Origin of the sequence: Campylobacter sp. JH32, from assembly GCF_017846535.1 — a bacterium.
GTDB classification, from domain to species: domain Bacteria; phylum Campylobacterota; class Campylobacteria; order Campylobacterales; family Campylobacteraceae; genus Campylobacter_D; species Campylobacter_D coli.
Genome location: NZ_JAEQBS010000005.1, coordinates 18,766 through 37,607, shown reverse-complemented (window position 1 = coordinate 37,607; position 18,842 = coordinate 18,766). Strand labels below are relative to the sequence as shown.

Annotated in this window: 20 protein-coding genes and 1 pseudogene; 9 read left to right on the top strand and 12 right to left on the bottom strand. The window is 31.0% G+C overall.

Features of this window, described 5'->3' with window-relative positions; translation table 11 throughout:
* Window positions 1–4: 4 nt before the first annotated feature.
* The 9 genes and pseudogenes from hisG to KAR67_RS09635 form a co-directional block, all read right to left on the bottom strand.
* Entirely contained in the window at window positions 5–904 is a 900-nt protein-coding gene (hisG, locus tag KAR67_RS04750; RefSeq protein WP_002779540.1) for an ATP phosphoribosyltransferase, read from the bottom strand.
* A 217-nt stretch (window positions 905–1,121) separates the two neighbouring features.
* Window positions 1,122–1,475: a 50S ribosomal protein L17 gene (gene rplQ, locus KAR67_RS04745; protein ID WP_002789748.1), complete on the bottom strand. Its 354-nt coding sequence runs from the start codon at window positions 1,473–1,475 to the stop codon at window positions 1,122–1,124.
* 3 nt (window positions 1,476–1,478) lie between these two features.
* Window positions 1,479–2,492 (bottom strand): DNA-directed RNA polymerase subunit alpha, encoded by a 1,014-nt coding sequence (locus tag KAR67_RS04740; RefSeq protein WP_002781428.1) that lies wholly within the window; start codon window positions 2,490–2,492, stop codon window positions 1,479–1,481.
* A 13-nt stretch (window positions 2,493–2,505) separates the two neighbouring features.
* Window positions 2,506–3,132, bottom strand: a complete 627-nt coding sequence (gene rpsD / locus KAR67_RS04735; protein WP_002779543.1) for a 30S ribosomal protein S4 — start codon at window positions 3,130–3,132, stop codon at window positions 2,506–2,508.
* 27 nt (window positions 3,133–3,159) lie between these two features.
* Window positions 3,160–3,552 (bottom strand): 30S ribosomal protein S11, encoded by a 393-nt coding sequence (gene rpsK, locus KAR67_RS04730; protein ID WP_002779544.1) that lies wholly within the window; start codon window positions 3,550–3,552, stop codon window positions 3,160–3,162.
* Between the two features lie 9 nt (window positions 3,553–3,561).
* A complete protein-coding gene (gene rpsM, locus KAR67_RS04725) occupies window positions 3,562–3,927 on the bottom strand; it encodes a 30S ribosomal protein S13 (RefSeq protein ID WP_002800121.1) in 366 nt (121 codons plus the stop codon).
* Window positions 3,928–3,929: 2 nt separating this feature from the next.
* Window positions 3,930–4,043: a 50S ribosomal protein L36 gene (gene rpmJ, locus KAR67_RS04720; RefSeq protein ID WP_002781429.1), complete on the bottom strand. Its 114-nt coding sequence runs from the start codon at window positions 4,041–4,043 to the stop codon at window positions 3,930–3,932.
* 171 nt (window positions 4,044–4,214) lie between these two features.
* The gene (gene infA / locus KAR67_RS04715; protein ID WP_002781436.1) at window positions 4,215–4,433 is read right to left on the bottom strand and encodes a translation initiation factor IF-1; all 219 of its coding nucleotides are present in this window, start codon (window positions 4,431–4,433) and stop codon (window positions 4,215–4,217) included.
* 87 nt (window positions 4,434–4,520) lie between these two features.
* A pseudogene (locus KAR67_RS09635) lies at window positions 4,521–5,317 on the bottom strand (MBL fold metallo-hydrolase).
* Window positions 5,318–5,713: 396 nt separating this feature from the next.
* Here KAR67_RS09635 and istB point away from each other — a divergent pair.
* The 3 genes from istB (at window position 5,714) to KAR67_RS04685 (ending at window position 7,735) form a co-directional block, all read left to right on the top strand.
* Window positions 5,714–6,472, top strand: coding sequence for an IS21-like element helper ATPase IstB (istB, locus tag KAR67_RS04700; RefSeq protein WP_032491274.1), 759 nt, complete (start codon window positions 5,714–5,716; stop codon window positions 6,470–6,472).
* A 121-nt stretch (window positions 6,473–6,593) separates the two neighbouring features.
* Window positions 6,594–6,995 carry a pyridoxamine 5'-phosphate oxidase family protein gene (locus tag KAR67_RS04695; protein WP_057030684.1) on the top strand — a complete coding sequence of 134 codons (402 nt, stop codon included), beginning with the start codon at window positions 6,594–6,596 and terminating at the stop codon, window positions 6,993–6,995.
* Between the two features lie 377 nt (window positions 6,996–7,372).
* Window positions 7,373–7,735, top strand: a complete 363-nt coding sequence (locus KAR67_RS04685; RefSeq protein ID WP_057030683.1) for a hypothetical protein — start codon at window positions 7,373–7,375, stop codon at window positions 7,733–7,735.
* An 84-nt stretch (window positions 7,736–7,819) separates the two neighbouring features.
* Here KAR67_RS04685 and KAR67_RS04680 read toward each other — a convergent pair whose 3' ends face one another.
* Together KAR67_RS04680 and KAR67_RS04675 are read right to left on the bottom strand one after the other, a co-directional pair.
* Window positions 7,820–8,248: a DUF4829 domain-containing protein gene (locus KAR67_RS04680; protein ID WP_079354410.1), complete on the bottom strand. Its 429-nt coding sequence runs from the start codon at window positions 8,246–8,248 to the stop codon at window positions 7,820–7,822.
* Between the two features lie 97 nt (window positions 8,249–8,345).
* Window positions 8,346–9,380 (bottom strand): IS1595-like element ISCaje6 family transposase, encoded by a 1,035-nt coding sequence (locus KAR67_RS04675; RefSeq protein ID WP_032592430.1) that lies wholly within the window; start codon window positions 9,378–9,380, stop codon window positions 8,346–8,348.
* Between the two features lie 50 nt (window positions 9,381–9,430).
* Between KAR67_RS04675 and KAR67_RS04670 the strand changes: the two genes are divergently transcribed.
* Genes KAR67_RS04670 through KAR67_RS04660 form a run of 3 tightly spaced genes read left to right on the top strand, consistent with a single transcriptional unit; the run spans window position 9,431 to window position 12,848 of the window.
* Window positions 9,431–10,693: an MFS transporter gene (locus KAR67_RS04670; RefSeq protein WP_225899386.1), complete on the top strand. Its 1,263-nt coding sequence runs from the start codon at window positions 9,431–9,433 to the stop codon at window positions 10,691–10,693.
* 46 nt (window positions 10,694–10,739) lie between these two features.
* Complete coding sequence (locus KAR67_RS04665) at window positions 10,740–12,365, top strand: multidrug ABC transporter permease/ATP-binding protein (protein ID WP_162284580.1); 1,626 nt, start codon at window positions 10,740–10,742, stop codon at window positions 12,363–12,365.
* 9 nt (window positions 12,366–12,374) lie between these two features.
* A complete protein-coding gene (locus KAR67_RS04660) occupies window positions 12,375–12,848 on the top strand; it encodes a DUF336 domain-containing protein (RefSeq protein WP_002783438.1) in 474 nt (157 codons plus the stop codon).
* Window positions 12,849–12,871: 23 nt separating this feature from the next.
* On the opposite strand, the gene cgb is transcribed toward KAR67_RS04660, so the two are convergent.
* A complete protein-coding gene (gene cgb, locus KAR67_RS04655; protein WP_002794417.1) occupies window positions 12,872–13,300 on the bottom strand; it encodes a single-domain globin Cgb in 429 nt (142 codons plus the stop codon).
* A gap of 163 nt (window positions 13,301–13,463) precedes the next feature.
* Between cgb and KAR67_RS04650 the strand changes: the two genes are divergently transcribed.
* The 3 genes from KAR67_RS04650 to KAR67_RS04640 all read left to right on the top strand — a co-directional run bounded on the left by KAR67_RS04650 (window position 13,464) and on the right by KAR67_RS04640 (window position 18,828).
* Entirely contained in the window at window positions 13,464–16,241 is a 2,778-nt protein-coding gene (locus KAR67_RS04650; RefSeq protein WP_002844560.1) for an FAD-binding and (Fe-S)-binding domain-containing protein, read from the top strand.
* A gap of 103 nt (window positions 16,242–16,344) precedes the next feature.
* Complete coding sequence (locus KAR67_RS04645) at window positions 16,345–17,883, top strand: ABC transporter substrate-binding protein (protein ID WP_002806917.1); 1,539 nt, start codon at window positions 16,345–16,347, stop codon at window positions 17,881–17,883.
* Window positions 17,884–18,828 carry an ABC transporter permease gene (locus KAR67_RS04640; RefSeq protein ID WP_002783424.1) on the top strand — a complete coding sequence of 315 codons (945 nt, stop codon included), beginning with the start codon at window positions 17,884–17,886 and terminating at the stop codon, window positions 18,826–18,828.
* Window positions 18,829–18,842: the final 14 nt, after the last annotated feature.

The window sequence follows — 18,842 nt, the reverse complement described above, 5'->3', positions numbered from 1 at the left end:
TTACTCACTTTAACATTTTTTCAATAGGTAAAACCAAAATCGAACTCGCACCTTCTTCTTTTAAGGCCTCCATAGTTTCCCAAAAAAGATTTTCTTTACTTACCATATGCAAGGCTACATTTTTTTCATCGTGTGCTAAAGGCAAGATAGTAGGCTTTTCTACGCCTGGAAGTAGGGATTGAATTTTATCAAGTTTTTCTTTTGGAGCATGAAGCATGATGTATTTGCTTTCCCTTGCTTGCATTACTCCTGCAACGCGAAGCATGATTTTATCAACCAAAGCTTGTTTTTCATCGCTTAGAGTATTTTGCTTTTGTATCAAACAAGCACGAGATTGGTAAATAACTTTAACTTCTTTAAGATTGTTTGCTTGTAGTGTTGCACCGCTTGAAACAAGATCACAAATCGCATCGGCTAAATTTGCTCTTGGAGCTACTTCAACTGAACCTGTAAGCATACAATTTTTATAATGAATGTTGTTTTCTTTCATAAAGCGTTTTAAAAGCTGTGGATAAGAAGTGGCGATTCTTAAATTTTCAAAATCTTTCAAATTATCAAATTTTTTCTCTTGAGGCAAGGCAAGTGAAAGTCTACAATAACCAAAATCAAGCTTTGTTAAAAGCTTGTAATTTGCTTCCTCGCCTAAGCTTTTTCTTTCGAGTTCATTTTCTTCCAAAACATTTTCGCCTATAATGCCAAGATCTACGACTCCATCAAAGATAAGACCAGGTATGTCATCATCTCTAACTCTTAAAATATCTATAGGTAGGTTGGTTGAAAAAGCTATGAGACTTTGCTCATGTATATGCATTTTAATTCCGCATTTGTTTAAAAGTTCTACGGATTCTTTAGAGAGTCTGCCTGATTTTTGTATAGCTATACGCAAACGAGAATTTTCTTGCATATTTTATATCCTTGCATTTATAAAAATAAAAAATTATATTAGCATAAGTAGTTAAAAATTTAGCTAAAAATTATTTTTTAAATAATCATTTAAGAATTTTTATTTTTAGAATTGGATTTAAAAGATGATTTTGAATTTTTAGATTTATAAAAAGTTGGAGTAAATTAGAAAAATATAAGAAAAATGAATTTTAAAATTCCAGCTTAAGCTGGAATTTTTAGGCTACAAATTCAATAAAAGCCATTTCAGCTGCGTCACCGCGGCGAATTCTTGTTTTGATAATTCTTGTATAGCCACCATTTCTTTCTTTGAAATTTGGAGCTATTTCTGTAACAAGTTTATTTGTAGCATTTTTATTTTGTAAAGCAGCAAAAACTGCTCTGTGAGCGTTAAAATCTCCAAGTCTTGCTCTAGTAATCAATCTTTCTACATAGCCTCTTAATTCTTTAGCTTTTGGTAGAGTTGTTTCGATTTTACCGCTATTAACTAAAGCTATAGTTAAATTTTTTAACAAGGCAGCACGATGAGATGAAGTTCTGCCAAGTTTTCTATATCCGTGTTTATGTCTCATTCTTTATCCTTCGTTTTGTGCTTTTAATTCATCGATTTTTTTCTTAAGCAAATCTTTATTATCACTAAGCTTAGAAGTACCCACAGGGAAGCCTATGCTTTCCATAATGCTTTTAATTTCATCTAAAGATTTTTTGCCTAAATTTTTAAGTCCAGCAAGTTCATTAACGCTCATTAAAGCAAGCTCTCCGATGTAAACAATTCCTGCTTTTTCAAGGCAATTGTAACTTCTTGCACTTAAATTTAGATCAGTAATATTTTGCAATAATTTAGTATTTTCTAATTCATTGCTTGTAGCTTGACTTTTTATGATGCTTCTAACATTTGTAATCTTATCAAATACTGATAATTGCTTATACATAGCTTCTAAAGCATTTTGAAAAGCTTCGTTTGGAGTGATTTGTCCATCAGTAGTTACTGTTAAAACTACTTTTTCATAGTCAGGATTGTCTTCAAATAAAACTTTCTCAATATCATAAGTCGCCTCTCTTACAGGAGTGAAAAAAGCATCAAGAGCTATGAATTTTGGATCATTTAAAAGCTCTTTAATCTCTTCGCTTGGTACATAACCAATGCCTTTTTCTATGATAAGAGTAAAGTTAAGTTCAGCATCTTCATTGATCGTTGCTAAATATGCATCTGTATTTACGACTTCAACTTGATCGTTGTTTAGATCTTTACCATAAATTTCTTTAGGGCCTTTGAAACTAAACTCAACGATTTCTTTGTTGGAATCGCTTTTAAGTTTGAATCGTAATTTTTTAAGATTGATGATAAAAAGTGCTACATCTTCAAGCATACCACGCATACTATCAAATTCATGCGCTACACCATCGATATGGATAGCGGTTGGAGCATAACCTATAGTGCTAGTATAAAGTAAACGGCGTAAAGGATGGGCTAGGGTAATACCATAGCCGATCTCAAAAGGCCAAGCACTGATTTTAGCCACAGTATCACTAATATTTTCTATAGTGAATTCTGTCGGCGTATAAGCAGATGTTGTAATGTTTCTCATGATTTAGCCCCTATTACTTAGAGTAAAGCTCAACGATGAATCTTTCCTCTACTGGAATGATAACTTCTTCTCTTTCAGGTTTTCTAGTGAAAATTCCAAATCTTTTATCTTTTTCCACATCTACCCAAGCAACGATACCTGTTTGAGCAGTAAGCTCGATCGCCCTTGTGATTTGAGGATTATTTTTGCTTTTTTCTATTACTTCGATTTTTGCTCCTGCTTCTACTCTAAAGCTAGGGATATCTACTCTTTTTCCATTTACTAAAATGTGTCCATGAGTTACAAGTTGTCTTGCAAAACGACGAGTTGTAGCAAAGCCCATTCTATAAACTACATTGTCAAGTCTTTGCTCTAAAAGTTGGATAAGTAAAACCCCTGTATTGCCATCTCTTCTAGCAGCTTCTGCAAAAAGTCTTCTGAATTGTTTTTCACTTACTCCATACATAAATTTAGCTTTTTGTTTTTCTCTTAATTGGAGTCCGTATTCGCTGATTTTACCTTTTCTTGCTCCGTGTTGTCCTGGTGCATAAGGGCGTTTATCTAATGCGCTTTTTCCGGCTAGTCTTCTTTCTCCTTTTAATGCTAAGCTAACACCAAAGCGTCTTTCTAATTTTTCTACTGGTCCTCTATATCTTGCCATAATATTCTCCTAAATTTTTCTTATATCTTAGACACGACGACGCTTAGGCGGTCTGCAACCATTGTGAGCTAATGGAGTGATATCTTTTAAGAAAGTTACTTTGATTCCTTCCATAGCACCTACACTCTTAACAGCAGTTTCTCTACCGCTTCCTGGTCCTTGTACTTTAATGCCTACTTCTTTAATTCCGTGTTCTTTTGCTTTATTTAAAGCGTCTTCTACTGCTTGTTGTGCTGCATAAGGAGTTGATTTTTTAGAACCTTTAAATCCTAAACCACCTGCACTACTCCAAGCGATAGCATTTCCCATTTCATCAGTCACTGTAACCATAGTATTGTTAAAAGTCGCACTGATATAAACAATACCTTTTGCTATATTTTTTTTAACTACTTTTTTCTTTACGATTTTTCTTTTTGCCATGATTTATCCTTATGATTTTGCACCAACAGTTTTTCTCTTACCTTTTCTAGTTCTTGCGTTTGTTTTTGTTTTTTGTCCGCGAACTGGTAAGCCTTTTCTGTGTCTTAAGCCTCTAAAGCTTCCTAAATCCATAAGTGCTTTAATATCCATAGCAACTTGTTTTCTCAAGTCCCCTTCAACCATATAGTTTTCTTGAATTTCTTTACGGATAGCTGCTGCTTCATCTTCACTTAACTCATGAACTCTTTTATCATAAGAAATTCCTACTTTATCTAGAATTTTTCTTGAAGTGAAAAGTCCTATACCATAAATATAGGTTAGTCCATACTCAATTCTTTTTTTCTTTGGTAAATCCACACCTGCAATACGAGCCATGTTTATCCTTGTCTTTGTTTATGTTTTGGATTTTCGCAAATAATGCGAACCACGCCTTTACGGCGAACTACTTTGCACTTGTCGCACATCTTTTTAACCGATGGTCTCACTTTCATGAGCGTCTCCTTGAATGAATTCCACTTGATTTACGACTACATCAGGTTTTATGAATAACCAACTATTTTCAAAATAAGTGGTGGATTTTAAAAATACTTCTTCATATAGTTCGATGTAATTTGTCGCAAAAACTCTAATTTTATCTAAAATTAGCTTTTAAATAACTTAGATTATTTATATCTAAAAGTTATACGCCCTTTATCAAGGCTATAAGGTGTAAGTTCTACTTTTACTTTATCACCTGGCATTATTCTTATATAATGCATACGCATTTTTCCTGCAATATGACATAAAATTACATGTTTGTTGTCAAGTTCAACCTTGAAATTTGCATTAGGCAATGCTTCAAGCACTGTGCCATCAATTTCAATTACATCATCTTTTGCCAAAATTTTCTCCTTTCATGAAATAAAAAGGCTATAATTTTAGCAAAAATTATTAAAATTTTTACTTAATTTTTAGTAATTTTTAAGTAATTAATCTAAAAATTTAGGTTTGATAAAAGGCACATGAGTCCCTATAACTTTGAGTTTTCTTTCTTTAAATTCTTTAAGTAGTTTTTCCCTTGTTTGTATAGCCTCATTTTGATCTATATCAAATTTTATAGCGATTTTAGGTTTTGGGATTTGTATATCATAAAGATGAAGTAAATCTCCCCAAAAGACTATTTTATCATCAATTATGATAGCATTTTGACCTGGGGTATGCCCGTAAGCAGGTATGGCTTTAATGCCTGAATTTTGAAAGATCAAATCTTTAGAGTGGTTAATAAATTCTATATTTTTAAGTTTAAGCAAGGTGTTTTTAATTTCTTGTCTATCACTTTTGATCCAAAAATCATATTCTTTTTTATCGATTAAAATTTGAGCTTTTGGAAAAAGATTTTCTTCGCTCATTAAAGCTCCTATATGATCAGGATGTGCATGTGTTAAGATAATATGAGTGATATCTTTAAAATCGGTTTTGTGGATATGTAATTTTTCTTTAATGTATCAATAGTATCTAAAAACCCTGTGTCTATTAAAGCATTAAAATTTGGATTTTTTATCAGAGCAATATTATGCTCATTTCTTTTGATTTTTGTGCGAGTTTTTTCTATAAAATTCTTATCTTCATCGTTTTGTGGCACTAAAAAAGAAAATAATAAATTTAAAAATTCATCATCAGATTGTTTAAGCGAGATTATATGGGTTTGATTTGAACTTTTGCTTGTGGTTTTTTCTTCTAAAAAATAAAGATTGGTTTTTAAAAGAGTGGTTATAAAATTAAACATATTTATCCTTAAATTTTTAGATAATATTTTGGAAATGATTATAGTATAATAAAAACAATGTTTTTAAAATTTAAGGTAATTAATCAATGAGAAAATCAAAATTTGGAACAAAGGAAATTAAGATCTTAGGACTTTCTTCACTAGGAGGAACTTTAGAATTTTATGATTTTATTATTTGGCTCTGTTAGACAATAATGTTGATATGTGCATATAATTTACAAATAGTGTTATAATATAGATAATAGCACTATTGGAGGTAATATTTATGGCAACTATTTCAAATATAAAGTCAGATATAACATCACTTAGCAATGATGAGCTTAACTTTTAGAAACTCGGATAAAGAAGATGTTAAAAACTATGCAGCTAAACATTTAGAGGAGATGAAAAAGTTTAATGAACAATTATCAACAGTTACAGAAGAACTTACATGAACTTAAATTAACACAAATCAGCCTACAAATAGATGACTATATTAATAAAATAAATGAGCATAAACTAAGCATTGTAGACGCTTTGTGTGAGTTAACTAGTAAAGAGGTTGAAGTTAAAAATTTTAATGCTGCGCACGCTATGGTTAAAGTAGCAGCATTCCCGCACCTGAAAGAATTGAAGGACTTTGATTTTGAGTTTCAACCTAAAATAAACAAACAACAATTTTTAGATTTCGAAAGCTTACGTTTTTTAGATAATAATAGCAATATTATATTGATAGGCAATAGTGGCGTGGGTAAGACCCACCTTGCCACGTCAATTGGAATTGCTGCAGCAAAGAAAAGAGTAAGTACCTATTTTATAAAATGCCAAGATTTGATAGAGCAATTAAAAAAAGCTTATATTGAAAACAAACTTGATGATAGAATAAAACATTTTAGTAAATACAAGCTTCTTATAATTGATGAAATTGGATATTTGCCAATTGGAGAACAAGAAGCAAAAATGTTTTTTCAACTTATAGATAGACGTTATGAAAAGAAAAGCACAATAGTTACTAGTAATATTAATCTATCCGACTGGAATCAAATATTTTTAGACAATATGCTAGCTAGTGCTATTTTAGACAGACTTGTTCATCATTCTACTATTGTAAATATTCTCGGAAACTCTTACAGGACGGCTACTGCATTATCCAAAATATCTGATAAAAATAATTGAACAATTGTACATAAAAATATTGGCACAATTGTTCAAAATAGTCTTGACATTAATAATTAACGGTTGTATAATTGAACTAGTTCAAATAAATGACCAATAAATAATTAAGGAGATCATAACCATGACAAATGTTGAAAAAATCAGCGAGTTCCTAACACAGGCAAAAGTTTTCACCTTCCTTACCGTTGATAACGGCCAGCCCAAAGGTCGTCCTTTCGGCTTCCATCTTGTAGATGGAGATCGTATTTACTTCGGAACAGGCACCTTCAAGAATTGCTTCAAGCAACTTAGCGCAGATCCCCATGTTGAAGTCATGGCTGTAAACGACGGCAAGTTTATGCGCTATGACGGTCTTGCAAAGATCGTTAAGGATGATGCGCTTCTTGCAAAGGTTCATGAGGCTATGCCTCAGCTCATGGAAACTTACGACAAAAACGGCTGGGAGATCGTGCTTTTCTATCTCGAGAACGGTCATGCTGAAATTCGCGGATTATTTGAAGTAGAGGAAGAGTTTGATGTGTAATGACTGATGAGTTTAAGTTTGACACATCACAGATAACCACGCTGGATGAACGTTTCGGCAAATGTCCTTATGCGACTGCGCAGAGTCTGATATCCGGAAAATGGGCTCCGCCTATCCTGCTTTATCTGTCCGATGGACCGATAAGGTTTAATGAATTGCAAAGGCGGATGCCCAAAATGACTCACGCCACCTTGTCCGTGCAGCTTAAATCTCTTGTAGAGAATGGACTTGTAGAGCGGACACAGTATGAGGATATCCCTCCGCATGTCGAATATTCTCTGACAGAAATAGGTGAGAAATATAAATGCTAAGATAATAATGTACAGAGTTGCTAATATGTCTATGTATAATAGAAGGTAAAATTTAGCACAGTATTAATGGTGATTAATATGATTTATATGATAAACATTAATACTGAAATATTTTTAAGATCAGTAAAAGATTTAAATAAGCTAAAACTTTTAGTCGAGGTTAATAATTTGGATAGACCTAATTTTAGTGCCATAGCTAGAGAATTAGGAGTGGATAGAAGAACAGTTAAAAAGTATTATGATGGAGATATAAAGAAAGTTAGAAAATCTAAAAAATCAAAGATAGATGATTTTTATGATATCATTTCGAGTTTGCTTTCAGCAGAAACGGACCAAATATTTTATTATAAATCTCATCTCTATAGATATTTGGTTAGAGAAAAAGGATTAGATTGTTCAAGAAGTAATTTTAATTATTGGCTCTGTTAGATTAAATTGTTGATTTGATACATAATAAAGGTTGTCCAATAAGACAACCTTTATTTACTTATTATATTATAATAAATTTAATTTTTAATATCCAAAATCATCAATTTTCCAAACATTATTTTTACTATCTCTTATTAATATCCATTGATAATCTGAATATGTTGTATTTGGGTTTAAGACTGGATTATCACCAGAACCATCGACATCAAAATTTGATAATAGAATAATAACATTCTCTTCTTTAACTCCATTTGTTAATCCACGTCCATTTTCTAAGTAACTATCAATTAAATAATTAGACTTTTCCTCATCATACCATATCTTTGTTAAGGTAGCCCCTGGAAAACTAAAATTACTCTTTACATTTTGGATAGCATTTTCTATTTCGTCTTTAGAAAATTTAGTAGATTTGCTAACTTCAATTAAAATATCATTAGATACACTTCCTTTGTTACAAGCCACTAATGAAAATACTGATAAAAGACAACAAAACAATATAATAATTTTTTTCATGTATACATGCCCCCTTTTTATACAAGTTATAAACAATAATAACTCTATATAATATTTTACATAAATTAATATAAATTATCAATTTTTTACATTAACATTATATAATATTAGTTTCTCTTTCCTTATATCCTTTAATCTTTGTGTCAACAAAAGGTATTATACTATGGATAAGCATATTCTTTGTCTTTATAACCTCTTTATCACTACTAAAACTTTGTAGCCATTTATACCAGCTCATATAGTTGTTTAAGAACTTAGTAGACACCCCTTTAAATCTATACATCCAAATCTTGAGATTGCTATGTAATGAATTAACATGATTTATGTGGTATATATCATTTTTATAATGCCCTCTTGCTATCCTCTTATGGTCTAATTGAAGGTCTTTAGCAAATTGTATATATGATTTATGACTATCTGTACAGATTATTGAGGTAGAATCTATACGCCCTTCATAAAGCCTTTCAAGTGCATTATAAGTAACCCTTCCTTTGCATAAGGGTTCTAATATTATATTTCCATTCCTATCTATTGCTGTTGCTATACAAATCTGTTCATTGCTTATACCACGTTTCTTAATTTGTTTACCTCTTTTTCGAGCAGGTCTCGGCATTTTAAACCCACTCTTTTTATGATTTCCCTTAAAAGATTCGGCAACGAACGTTTCGTCCATTTCTACTATGCCATCTACATCCCCAACACCCATAAATGCTCTTATACAATCAAGAACTTTATGCCTCATATAAAATGATGTTTTAACACAGACACCTACATTCTCAGCATTCTTTCTTATAGAAAATCCTATAATCATGCCTTTAACATACTCAATCCATGTTTGTAAAGGTAACTTAGTGCAAGATAATGCAGATTTAGTTAAATCGTTAAAGGACTTTTTGCATGAGTGACATAAATAACGTTGCTTACCTTTTAGTTTACCGTTCTTTACTACAGAAGTAGATTCACAATGAGGACAACATTGACCTTTACTAAATCTTGATTCTCTAAACTCTTTATTAAGACTTCCATTAGATGAACCAAGGGTTAGCATTTCGCCTATATAGTTAAATAATTCTCTTAATTGATATTCGCTAAGTGATGTTATATCTGACTTTATATTTGAAATAGTTGCCATAAATATTACCTCCAATAGTGCTATTATCTATATTATAACACTATTTGTAAATTATATGCACATATCAACATTATTGTCTAACAGAGCCTATTATTTTTGTCTTTTTTGCTGAATATATCGCAAAAGTATTTTTTCCTAAAGATATGAGTGAATTTTGGACTTTGTTAAATACTTATGGAGCTTTTGCTGCAGGTTATTTAGCGCGCCCTTTAGGTGGTATAGTTATGGCACATTTTGGTGATAAATTTGGGCGTAAAAATATGTTTATGTTAAGTATTTTACTTATGGTGCTTCCTACTTTTACATTGGCTTTTATACCTGGTTATGAAACTCTTGGTTTCTTAGCACCGTTTTTACTTATACTTATAAGAATTTTTCAAGGTATTGCTATAGGCGGAGAATTACCTGGTGCTTGGGTTTTTGTAAGAGAACATTGCAAAGAAGATCAAAAGGCTTTTTCTTTGAGTTGTTTAAATTCGGCTATGGCTTTGGGAATTTTACTAGGAAGTATGGTATTTTTACTGATCAATGCTTTTTTTAGCACCGAAGAAATCGCAGCTTATGCATGGCGTATCGCTTTTTTTGTGGGTGGAATTTTTGGGATTATTTCTATTTATTTGCGTAGATTTTTACAAGAAACTCCTATTTTTAAACAAATGCAAAAAGAACGGAGTTTGAGTGCTTTTCCACTTAAGGATTTGTTTAAAGAAAAAAATATTTTCAAAAATATGCTTGCATCTATCTTTATAACTTGGGTTTTAACAGGTTGTGTTGTAGTGCTTATCTTACTGATGCCTAAATTTATGCCAAGTATTTTGGGTTTGAGTGCGATTGAAGGAAGTTATTTACAGATATTAGGAATTTTGGGAATAGCTTTAGGCGGGCTTTTTATGGGTTATCTTGTAGATAAATTTGGTTTATTTAAAATTTGCATTTTCTTTTCTTTAGTTTTTGCATTTTTTTCTTGCTTGTATTTTTATGCTTTATATGATCTTAAAAATCTTGTCTTAACCTGTATTTTATATACAAGTGTTTGTTTTTTAGGTGGGATTAATGTCTTTGCTCCTATTTTAATGAGTGAAGTTTTTAGAGCTAAAATAAGATTTTCAGGAATTTCCTTTTCGTATAATATCGCTTATGCTATCGCAGGAGGGGTTACTCCTCAGCTTATTTTTTGGCTCAATGCTCTTGCTACTAGAGGCGAAAATCCATTTTTATATGGAATGAGTATATATATGATTTTTCTAGCTTTATTGGCTATTTGTGCTGTTTTTCTTGTAAAGGATAAAATAAATTTTGATAATCGCTCTTAAAATGCTATAATTAATTTTTTTAATTATACTTTCGGAGTTTTTATCAATGCCTTTTATTTTAGAATTGCTTAAACAAAATAAATTTAAATTCATCTCTTTTTTGATTTTTTCTTTTATTACAAGCGCTGTAGGGGTTTTAACCCTAGTCTTTATCAATGATTATTTACTTAAAAATACACAAAATATTCCTATTTTATACTTTATCGCTTTGCTTATAGTATTTTTTCTTAGCTCTACCATAGTAGAGTTAGGATTAAGTGTTTTTGGTCAAAATTTCATTTTTAAGATGCAAAGACGCGTGGTAAAACAGATCTTAGATACTCCTTTGTTAAAAGTTGCAAAAGTGGGCAAGGCAAGAATTCTAGCTTCTTTAGGAAGTGATGTGAGAAATATATCTTTTGGACTTTTAAGATTACCTGATTTTTTACAATCAAGTATATTGATTTTATGCACTAGTGTTTATTTGTGTTATCTTTCACCTCAAATTTTTACCCTTTGTGCGATTTGGATTATTGTGGTTTTTACTATTAATAATTTTTTGATGATGAAAGTTTATGCGTATTTTCGTAAAGCAAGAGAAAATGATGATGCCTTGCAAAATAATTATCAAAATATATTAGATGGCCATAAAGAGCTTTTAATCAATCGCTACCGTGCTAAGCTTTATTATGAGGATGAATTTGAAAGCAATGCAAGATCTAAAAAGAAAAATAGTACCCTAGGCAATCTTTTTAATAATCTTTCATCCAATTTTACCAATGTAGCACTTCTAGCTTTAGTAGGGGTGGAATTTTATTTGGCCTTAGAATTTAAATGGGCGAGTGTAGCTGAAGCGACAACGATAGCATTGTCAATTTTATTTTTAAGAACCCCTTTGGTTTCGATGATAGGATCTTTTCCTACTTTGCTTTTGGCAAAAATCGCTCTAGATAAGATAGCAAAACTAGAACTTGATGACTATAAAGAGCATTTTGAAAAAACCAATTTTATCAAGGATTGGCGTCAAATTTCTTTTAAAAATACGAGTTTTTCTTATGATGATAATTTTCATCTAAATCCTGTAAATTTGGATCTTAAAAAGGGAGAATTGATATTTTTAATAGGAAAAAACGGAAGCGGGAAATCTACTTTTTGTATGCTTTTAACAGGTCTTTTTAAGCCAAGCGAGGGTGAAATTTTTGTAGATGATATGAAAATTGATGATGATAATTTAGATGTTTATAGATCTTTAGTATCGGCTGTGTTTAGTGATTTTCATCTCTTTACTAAGACTTTAGCTAAAGAGAAATTTGCAGATGAAGAAAAAATCGCTTCTTGGCTTGAATTTTTAGAGCTTAAGGGTAAAACTAGAGTAGAAGATCACGAACTTGTATTAACCAAGCTTTCTACAGGACAAAAAAAGCGTTTGGCAATGCTCATAGCCTTGCTTGAAGAAAGAGATATTTTAGTGCTTGATGAATGGGCGGCAGATCAAGATCCAGTTTTTAGAAGATTTTTTTATAAAAAACTTTTACCTTTGCTAAAAGAGCAAGGTAAAACAATCTTTGCTATCACACATGATGATGTGTATTTTGATATGGCTGATAGAATTTTACTTGCACAAAATGGTCAAATTTGTGAATTAAAAGGCGATATAAAAGAACTAGCAAAAAATGCGGTAGAAAAATTTTAAAGGAAAAAAATGAAAAAATTACTCATTTTATGTGTATTTTTAGGAGTAAGTTTAATGGCAAAATCTTTTGAGCTTGTAAAAGAGCCTGTGTTAACTACACAAATGGTTGAAGGGATTTTGGAGCTTGCAAAGAAAGAAGCAAGAAAAAATGGCTTTTATGTAAGTATTACTATAGTAGATAAATCTGGCCAAATTTTAGCAGTTTTAAGAGATGATAAGGCGGGCGTGCATACACTTAATGCTAGTTATAAAAAAGCTTATACGGCCACTTCACAAAAAAGAGAAACAGCGGTTATTTTTAAAGGTGTAAAAGATGGTAAAATACCTGAAGATATTCGTTATTTAGATGATAAGTTTTCCATTATGCCTGGTGGGGTGCCGATTTTTATAGATGGAGTTGTTGTTGGTGGTATAGGTGTGGGTGGAGCACACTTAGATGAGGATGTAAAAATAGCTAAAGCAGGGATAGCATTTTTAAAATAGGCTTTGAACATCAAAGCCTATGATTACTTAGCTTTTGCATAAATTTCTTTTTCAATGTCTATGTAAAATTGTGCGATAGCTTTGTAAGCTTCTTCCCAAGCTTTTAGTGTGGTTTCATCTGCATTTAATACTACTTTGATAGCTTTTAAAAGACAAGCCCCCACTATAGGATAGTGCTCTTCTTTAACATTTAATTTTGTATGGGTTATAGCTACTTTATCAACAAAGCTTCTCATATTTTCTAAATTTTCTATATTTTTAGCTGCCATTAAAATTGCCATAGCTAAGGCTTTTGGTTGTTCTCCAGATGCTTGTTTTTCCATATTAAACATAGGTTTTACTTCAGGATAGTCATTAAACATTACTTTGTAAAACTCTTTTGTTAAATCCTCCCCGTTTTTTTGTAAAATTGGTACGCAATCTTTGATAATTTGAATTTGTTCTTGTGTCATAGTTTTCCTTTTAGCTCTTAATTTTTTTAAAATAGAGCGTATTCTAACTTTTAATCTAAATAAAAAAATTGACTTTGGTTAAATTTATGCTCAAAAATATAAATTTAAAATTATCTTTAAATTATTAAATTATATAATTGATAATAAATTAAAAAGAGGGACTATGGCAAATTTTAAAGCTTTTTATAATGAGGCTAAGTATATTTTTAAGGATAGAATCTTTAATGATTATGCTAGATGTTATGCTTATGGCATTGATGCGTCATGTTATTTTTATATTCCAAAAATAGTGATTATTGCTAAAAATGAAGATGAAATTAAGCAAATTATTCAATTAGCAAATACTTATAAAACTCCTATAACATTTAGAGCAGCAGGTACAAGTTTAAGTGGACAAAGCTCTTGCGATGGAGTGCTTGTAGTGATTAAATTTGCCTTTAAAAAAATAAAAATTAACAAAGACGCTAGCGAAATTACTTTAGGATGTGGTGTAGTAGGTATTCATGCTAATGAAAGTCTTGCTTTTTTGAAGAAAAAAATAGGACCTGATCCAGCTACTATAAATTCAGCTTTAATTGGAGGGATTATAAATAACAACTCAAGCGGAATGTGCTGTGGAACTAAGGATAATAGCTATAAAACCTTAAGAAGTATTAGGGTGATTTTGGCAAATGGTAGTATGCTTGATACCAGCGATGCTTTAAGTGTGGCTCGATTTAAAGATGAAAATAAAAAATTAATTAATGAACTTAGAGAGATCAAAGAAGAGATTAATGCTAATAAAGAATTAAAAGATTTAATAATCAAAAAATTTAAAATCAAAAACACCACAGGTTATAGCCTTAATGCCTTTGTTGATTATGATGATGAAATAGACATTTTAGCACACTTACTTGTTGGCTCTGAAGGAACCTTGGGATTTGTAAGCGAAGTTAAGCTTGCTGTTTTGGATGATTTGGAATTTAAGGCCTGTGCTTTATTGTTTTTTGATAATATCAATAATGCTGCAAACACTATAAAAGAATTTGCTAAAGTTGATTTTATAAGTTCTGCTGAAATAATGGACTATGCAAGTTTAAAAGCTGCATCAAATTATGATGAGTTAAGAGATATTTTAGCTGATATTAAAGAGGGTAATACTTGTGTATTGATCCAAAGTGAGCATAGTAATGAGCTTAAGCTTGATGAAAATATAAATAAAATAAAAGAAATTTCCAAACTAGCTTATAAGTCATATTTTAGTAAGAATAAGGCCGAATATGATTTATGGTGGAAGATTAGAAAAGCACTCTTGCCTATAGCAGCTAGTCTTAGAAAGGCAGGCTCAACGGTAATTACTGAAGACGTGTGTTTTAATATCGAGGATTTAGCTGATGGAATTAAAAGCATTCAAGAATTGTTTTATAAATATGGTTTTAGTGATAATGGAATCATTTTTGGCCATGCATTAGCAGGCAATATCCATTTTATTATCACACCGGATTTAAACAATAAGCTTGAATTTGATAATTTTTCAAATTTAGTTAAAGAAATGTCTAATATAGTAGCTTCTTATGGTGGAAGTATAAAAGCTGAACACGGCACAGGGCGTATGGTGGCACCTTTTGTGGAGGTAGAATGGGGTAAGCAAGCTTATTTGATTAATAAAAAAATCAAAAGTATCTTTGATAAGGATAATTTATTTAATCCCGATGTAATCATTAGCGATGATAAAGATATTTATAAGAAAAATATCAAACAAGCCAGTTGGATTGATGAGAAATTAAATACCTGTATGGAATGTGGATTTTGCGAAAGATTTTGTCCATCAAATGAATATACAATTACTCCAAGACAAAGAATTGCGATCTTACGAGAGATCAAACGCCTTGAAAGCTTAAATGATGATGAGTCAAAAGCAAAATTAAAGGATATTAAAAAATATTACAATCATTTAGTAGACAGCTCTTGTGCTGCTTGTGGGGTGTGCTCTTTTTCATGTCCTTTGGGGATTAATTTTGCTGATTTTTCATTAAAATATAGAAAAAATAATATAGGATTTATATCTAAAATTTTAGGAAATCTAGCATATAAAAATCATGAAAAAACTCTAAAAATTGCTAAATTTTCATTAAGTATCGCAAATAAATTTGATAATTTAAGTCTTGATAATAAGCTCGAAAAAGCAAGCAATTTTCTTAGCATTATACCAAGAACTAGGGCGTATTTGCCTAAGGTGAATGATTATGAGTTAAAAAGTCGTAAAAGAGCTTGCAATGTGGTTTATTTTACAAGCTGTCTTAATAAAAGCTTTAAACCAAATGAAAAAATGCATGATAAAAGAAGTTTGCAAGAAGTATTTGAAAGCTTGTGTAAAAAAGCAAATATAGGCATTATTTATGCACCCAATGATTTATGTTGTGGTAAGGCTTATGAGAATTTTCAAGATATTCAAGATAAAAATATACAAAAAATCAATGACTTTTTAAGCAATATAGACTCACCCATAGTGTTAGATCATAGTGCTTGTAGTGCTAAGTTAATTAGTGATCATTCAAAGTATGAAATTTATGATTTAAGCGAGTATTTATTAAAATTTATTGCTCCTAAGTTACGCATTGATAAAATCAATGAGAATGTAGGATTATATATCATGTGTGCTGCTAGAAAGCTTGGTTTAAATGAAAATATAATCAAGCTTGCAAAGCTATGCACGAATGGAAAAGTATTAATAGATAATGATACCTATTGTTGCGGGTTTGCTGGATACAAAGGCTTTTTCAAGCCTCAATTAAATATTAATGCTACAAAGGGCTTTAAAAAATTTTATGCCAAAACAAATATTAAGCGCGGGTTTAGTACATCAAGCACTTGCGAGATAGGATTAAGCGATGCTACGGGTATATCTTGGCAGCATATAGCGTATTTATTGGATGAATGCAGTGAGAAGCAATTTAATTGATAAATAAAATCCATAATTTAAAGCAAATTATCCCCCTATAGGGCTTGTGGCTTCTTATTTTTTATTTTATAATTTTTTTAATTTTAAATTTGAGGAGTTACAAGTGCTTAGATGGTTTATTTTACTATTTTTATTGTTTTTCAATCTTGAGGCTAAAATTCCAAAAGATACTTTAATCGTAGCTGTGGAAAATGAAATTTCAAGGATAAATCCTGCATATAGCGAAGATCATGATGCGGTGATTAATCTTGTATTTTCAGGACTTACGCGTTTTGATGAGCATATGAGCTTAAAGCCTGATTTAGCTGCGTCGTGGAATGTTAGCAAGGATGGACTTAGCTATGATATCTTTTTGCGTGAAGATGTTTTGTGGCACGATGGAGTGAAATTTAGTGCCGATGATGTTAAATTCAGTCTTGAAGCTTTTAAAAATCCTAAAAATAATTCTTCAGTTTATGTGAATTTTGAAGATATTAAAAGTATAGAAATTTTAAATCCTTATCATCTTAAAATCACGCTTTCTAAACCTTTTCCTGCATTTTTAGATGCTTTAAGTATAGGAATGCTTCCTAAACATTTACTTAGTGATAAAGACTTAAATACTGCTTCTTTTAATCAAAATCCCATAGGCACAGGTCCTTATAAATTTGTAAAATGGAAAAAGGGCGAATATGTAGAGTTTAAAGCTAATGAGAATTTTTATCTTACAAAAGTAAAAACCCCAAGACTTATCATCAAACATATTTTTGATCCTTCGGTTGCAAGCGTAGAGCTTAAAAATGGCAAAATTGATGCGGCTTTGATTGATGTTTCTTTATTGAATATTTTTAAAAAGGATGAAAATTTTAAAATTTTGCGTGAAAGATCTGCTGATTATAGAGCTTTAATGTTTAATTTAGAGAATGAATTTTTAAAAGATATTCAAATAAGAAAGGCTTTAAATTATGCTGTTGATAAGCAAAGTATAGTCAAAAATCTTTTGCATGATTATGGTTTTGTAGCCAATCATCCTTTAGAGCGTTCTTGGGCGGATTCTAAAGCTTTTAAAACTTATGAATACAATCCTAAAAAAGCCCAAGATTTGATTTTGGCTTTAGGTTTTAAGAAAAACGATGAGGGTATTTTTGAAAAAGATGGCAAGATTTTAGAATTTGAAATTTGGACTATGAGTAATGATCCTCTAAGGGTGAGTTTGGCAGGAATTTTGCAAAGCGAGTTTAAAAAAATAGGGGTTATAGCTAAGGTTGTAGCAAAGCCTGCGGGCAGTTTTGATTATTCTAAAGTAGATAGTTTTTTAGTGGGTTGGGGAAGTCCTTTAGATCCTGATTTTCATACCTTTAGAGTGTTTGAAAGTTCGCAAGATAGTGCTTTAAATAATGAGGGTTGGAATTTTGGGCATTATCATGATAAAAAGGTAGATATAGCCTTACAAAAAGCTAGAAATACTTTAAATTTGGAAGAACGCAAAAAGTATTATAAAGAATTTATTGATGCTTTGTATGAAAATCCTCCTTTTATTTTTCTAACTTATCTTGATTTTGCCTTAGTTTATAATGCTAAACTTGAGGGTGTTAAAGCAAGAAATTTAGGCCATCATGGAGTAGGTTTTACTTGGAATATTTATGAGTGGAGTAAAAAATAAGTGCTAAAACGCTTAGTTTTTAGTATTTTTATCGCATTTTTTAGCACTTTTTTATGCTTTGTTTTGCTTTATTTTAGTAAAGGTAGTGTAGCGTATGCAAATAAAGTCAATTCTCAAAGCAAGGAATTGGTTCAAAGAATAGAAGCCAATTTAGGGCTGGATAAGCCCTTGCTAGAGCAGTATCAAATTTGGCTTTTTAAGGCTTTAAAAGGGGATTTAAGTGTTTCTTTTTTAAGTGGGGAAAGTGTTTTAAAGCTCATTAAAGAAAGGATGGCAAATACCTTGATTTTAAGTCTAAGCGCCTTAGTGCTTTTGTTTTTACTCAGTGTTTTTTTGGCACTTTTGGGATATTATTATAAAGAAAGTTTTATAGATAAATTGATCACTTTTCTAGCCTTTAACTTTTTTGCTTTACCGCCTTTTGTTTTGGCTTTATTTTTTGTTTTGATTTTTGGAATTTTTTGGCAGGTTTTGCCTATAACAGGGACTAGTGATATAGGCTTTGAAGATGATTTTTTAAATCGTTTAGAGCATTTGATTTTGCCTGTTTTAGTGCTTGTTTTATCTCATTTAGCTTTGTTTTTACGCATAGCTAGAAATTTTATCAATGAAACTTTTTCACAAATTTTTGTTCAAAATTTATACGCTAGAGCCTTAAGGGAAAAAGATATTTATTTTTTGGTTTTAAGATATTCTTTAAGCCCTATTATAGCTTATTTTGGAGGCAGTGCTTTAAGTTTTATGATGGGAACTTATGTGGTTGAGAGTGTTTTTGCTTATGAGGGGCTTGGGAGTTTGCTTTTTGAAAGCATTCTTTTTAAGGATTTTCCTATGGCTTTGGCTTTGATATTTTTTAGTGTTTTACTTGCTGCTTTTTTTACATTTTTAAGCGATGTTTTTGCTTGGATTTTAAATCCAAGATTAAAAAGGTTGAAATTTGTTTAAGATAATACTTTTTC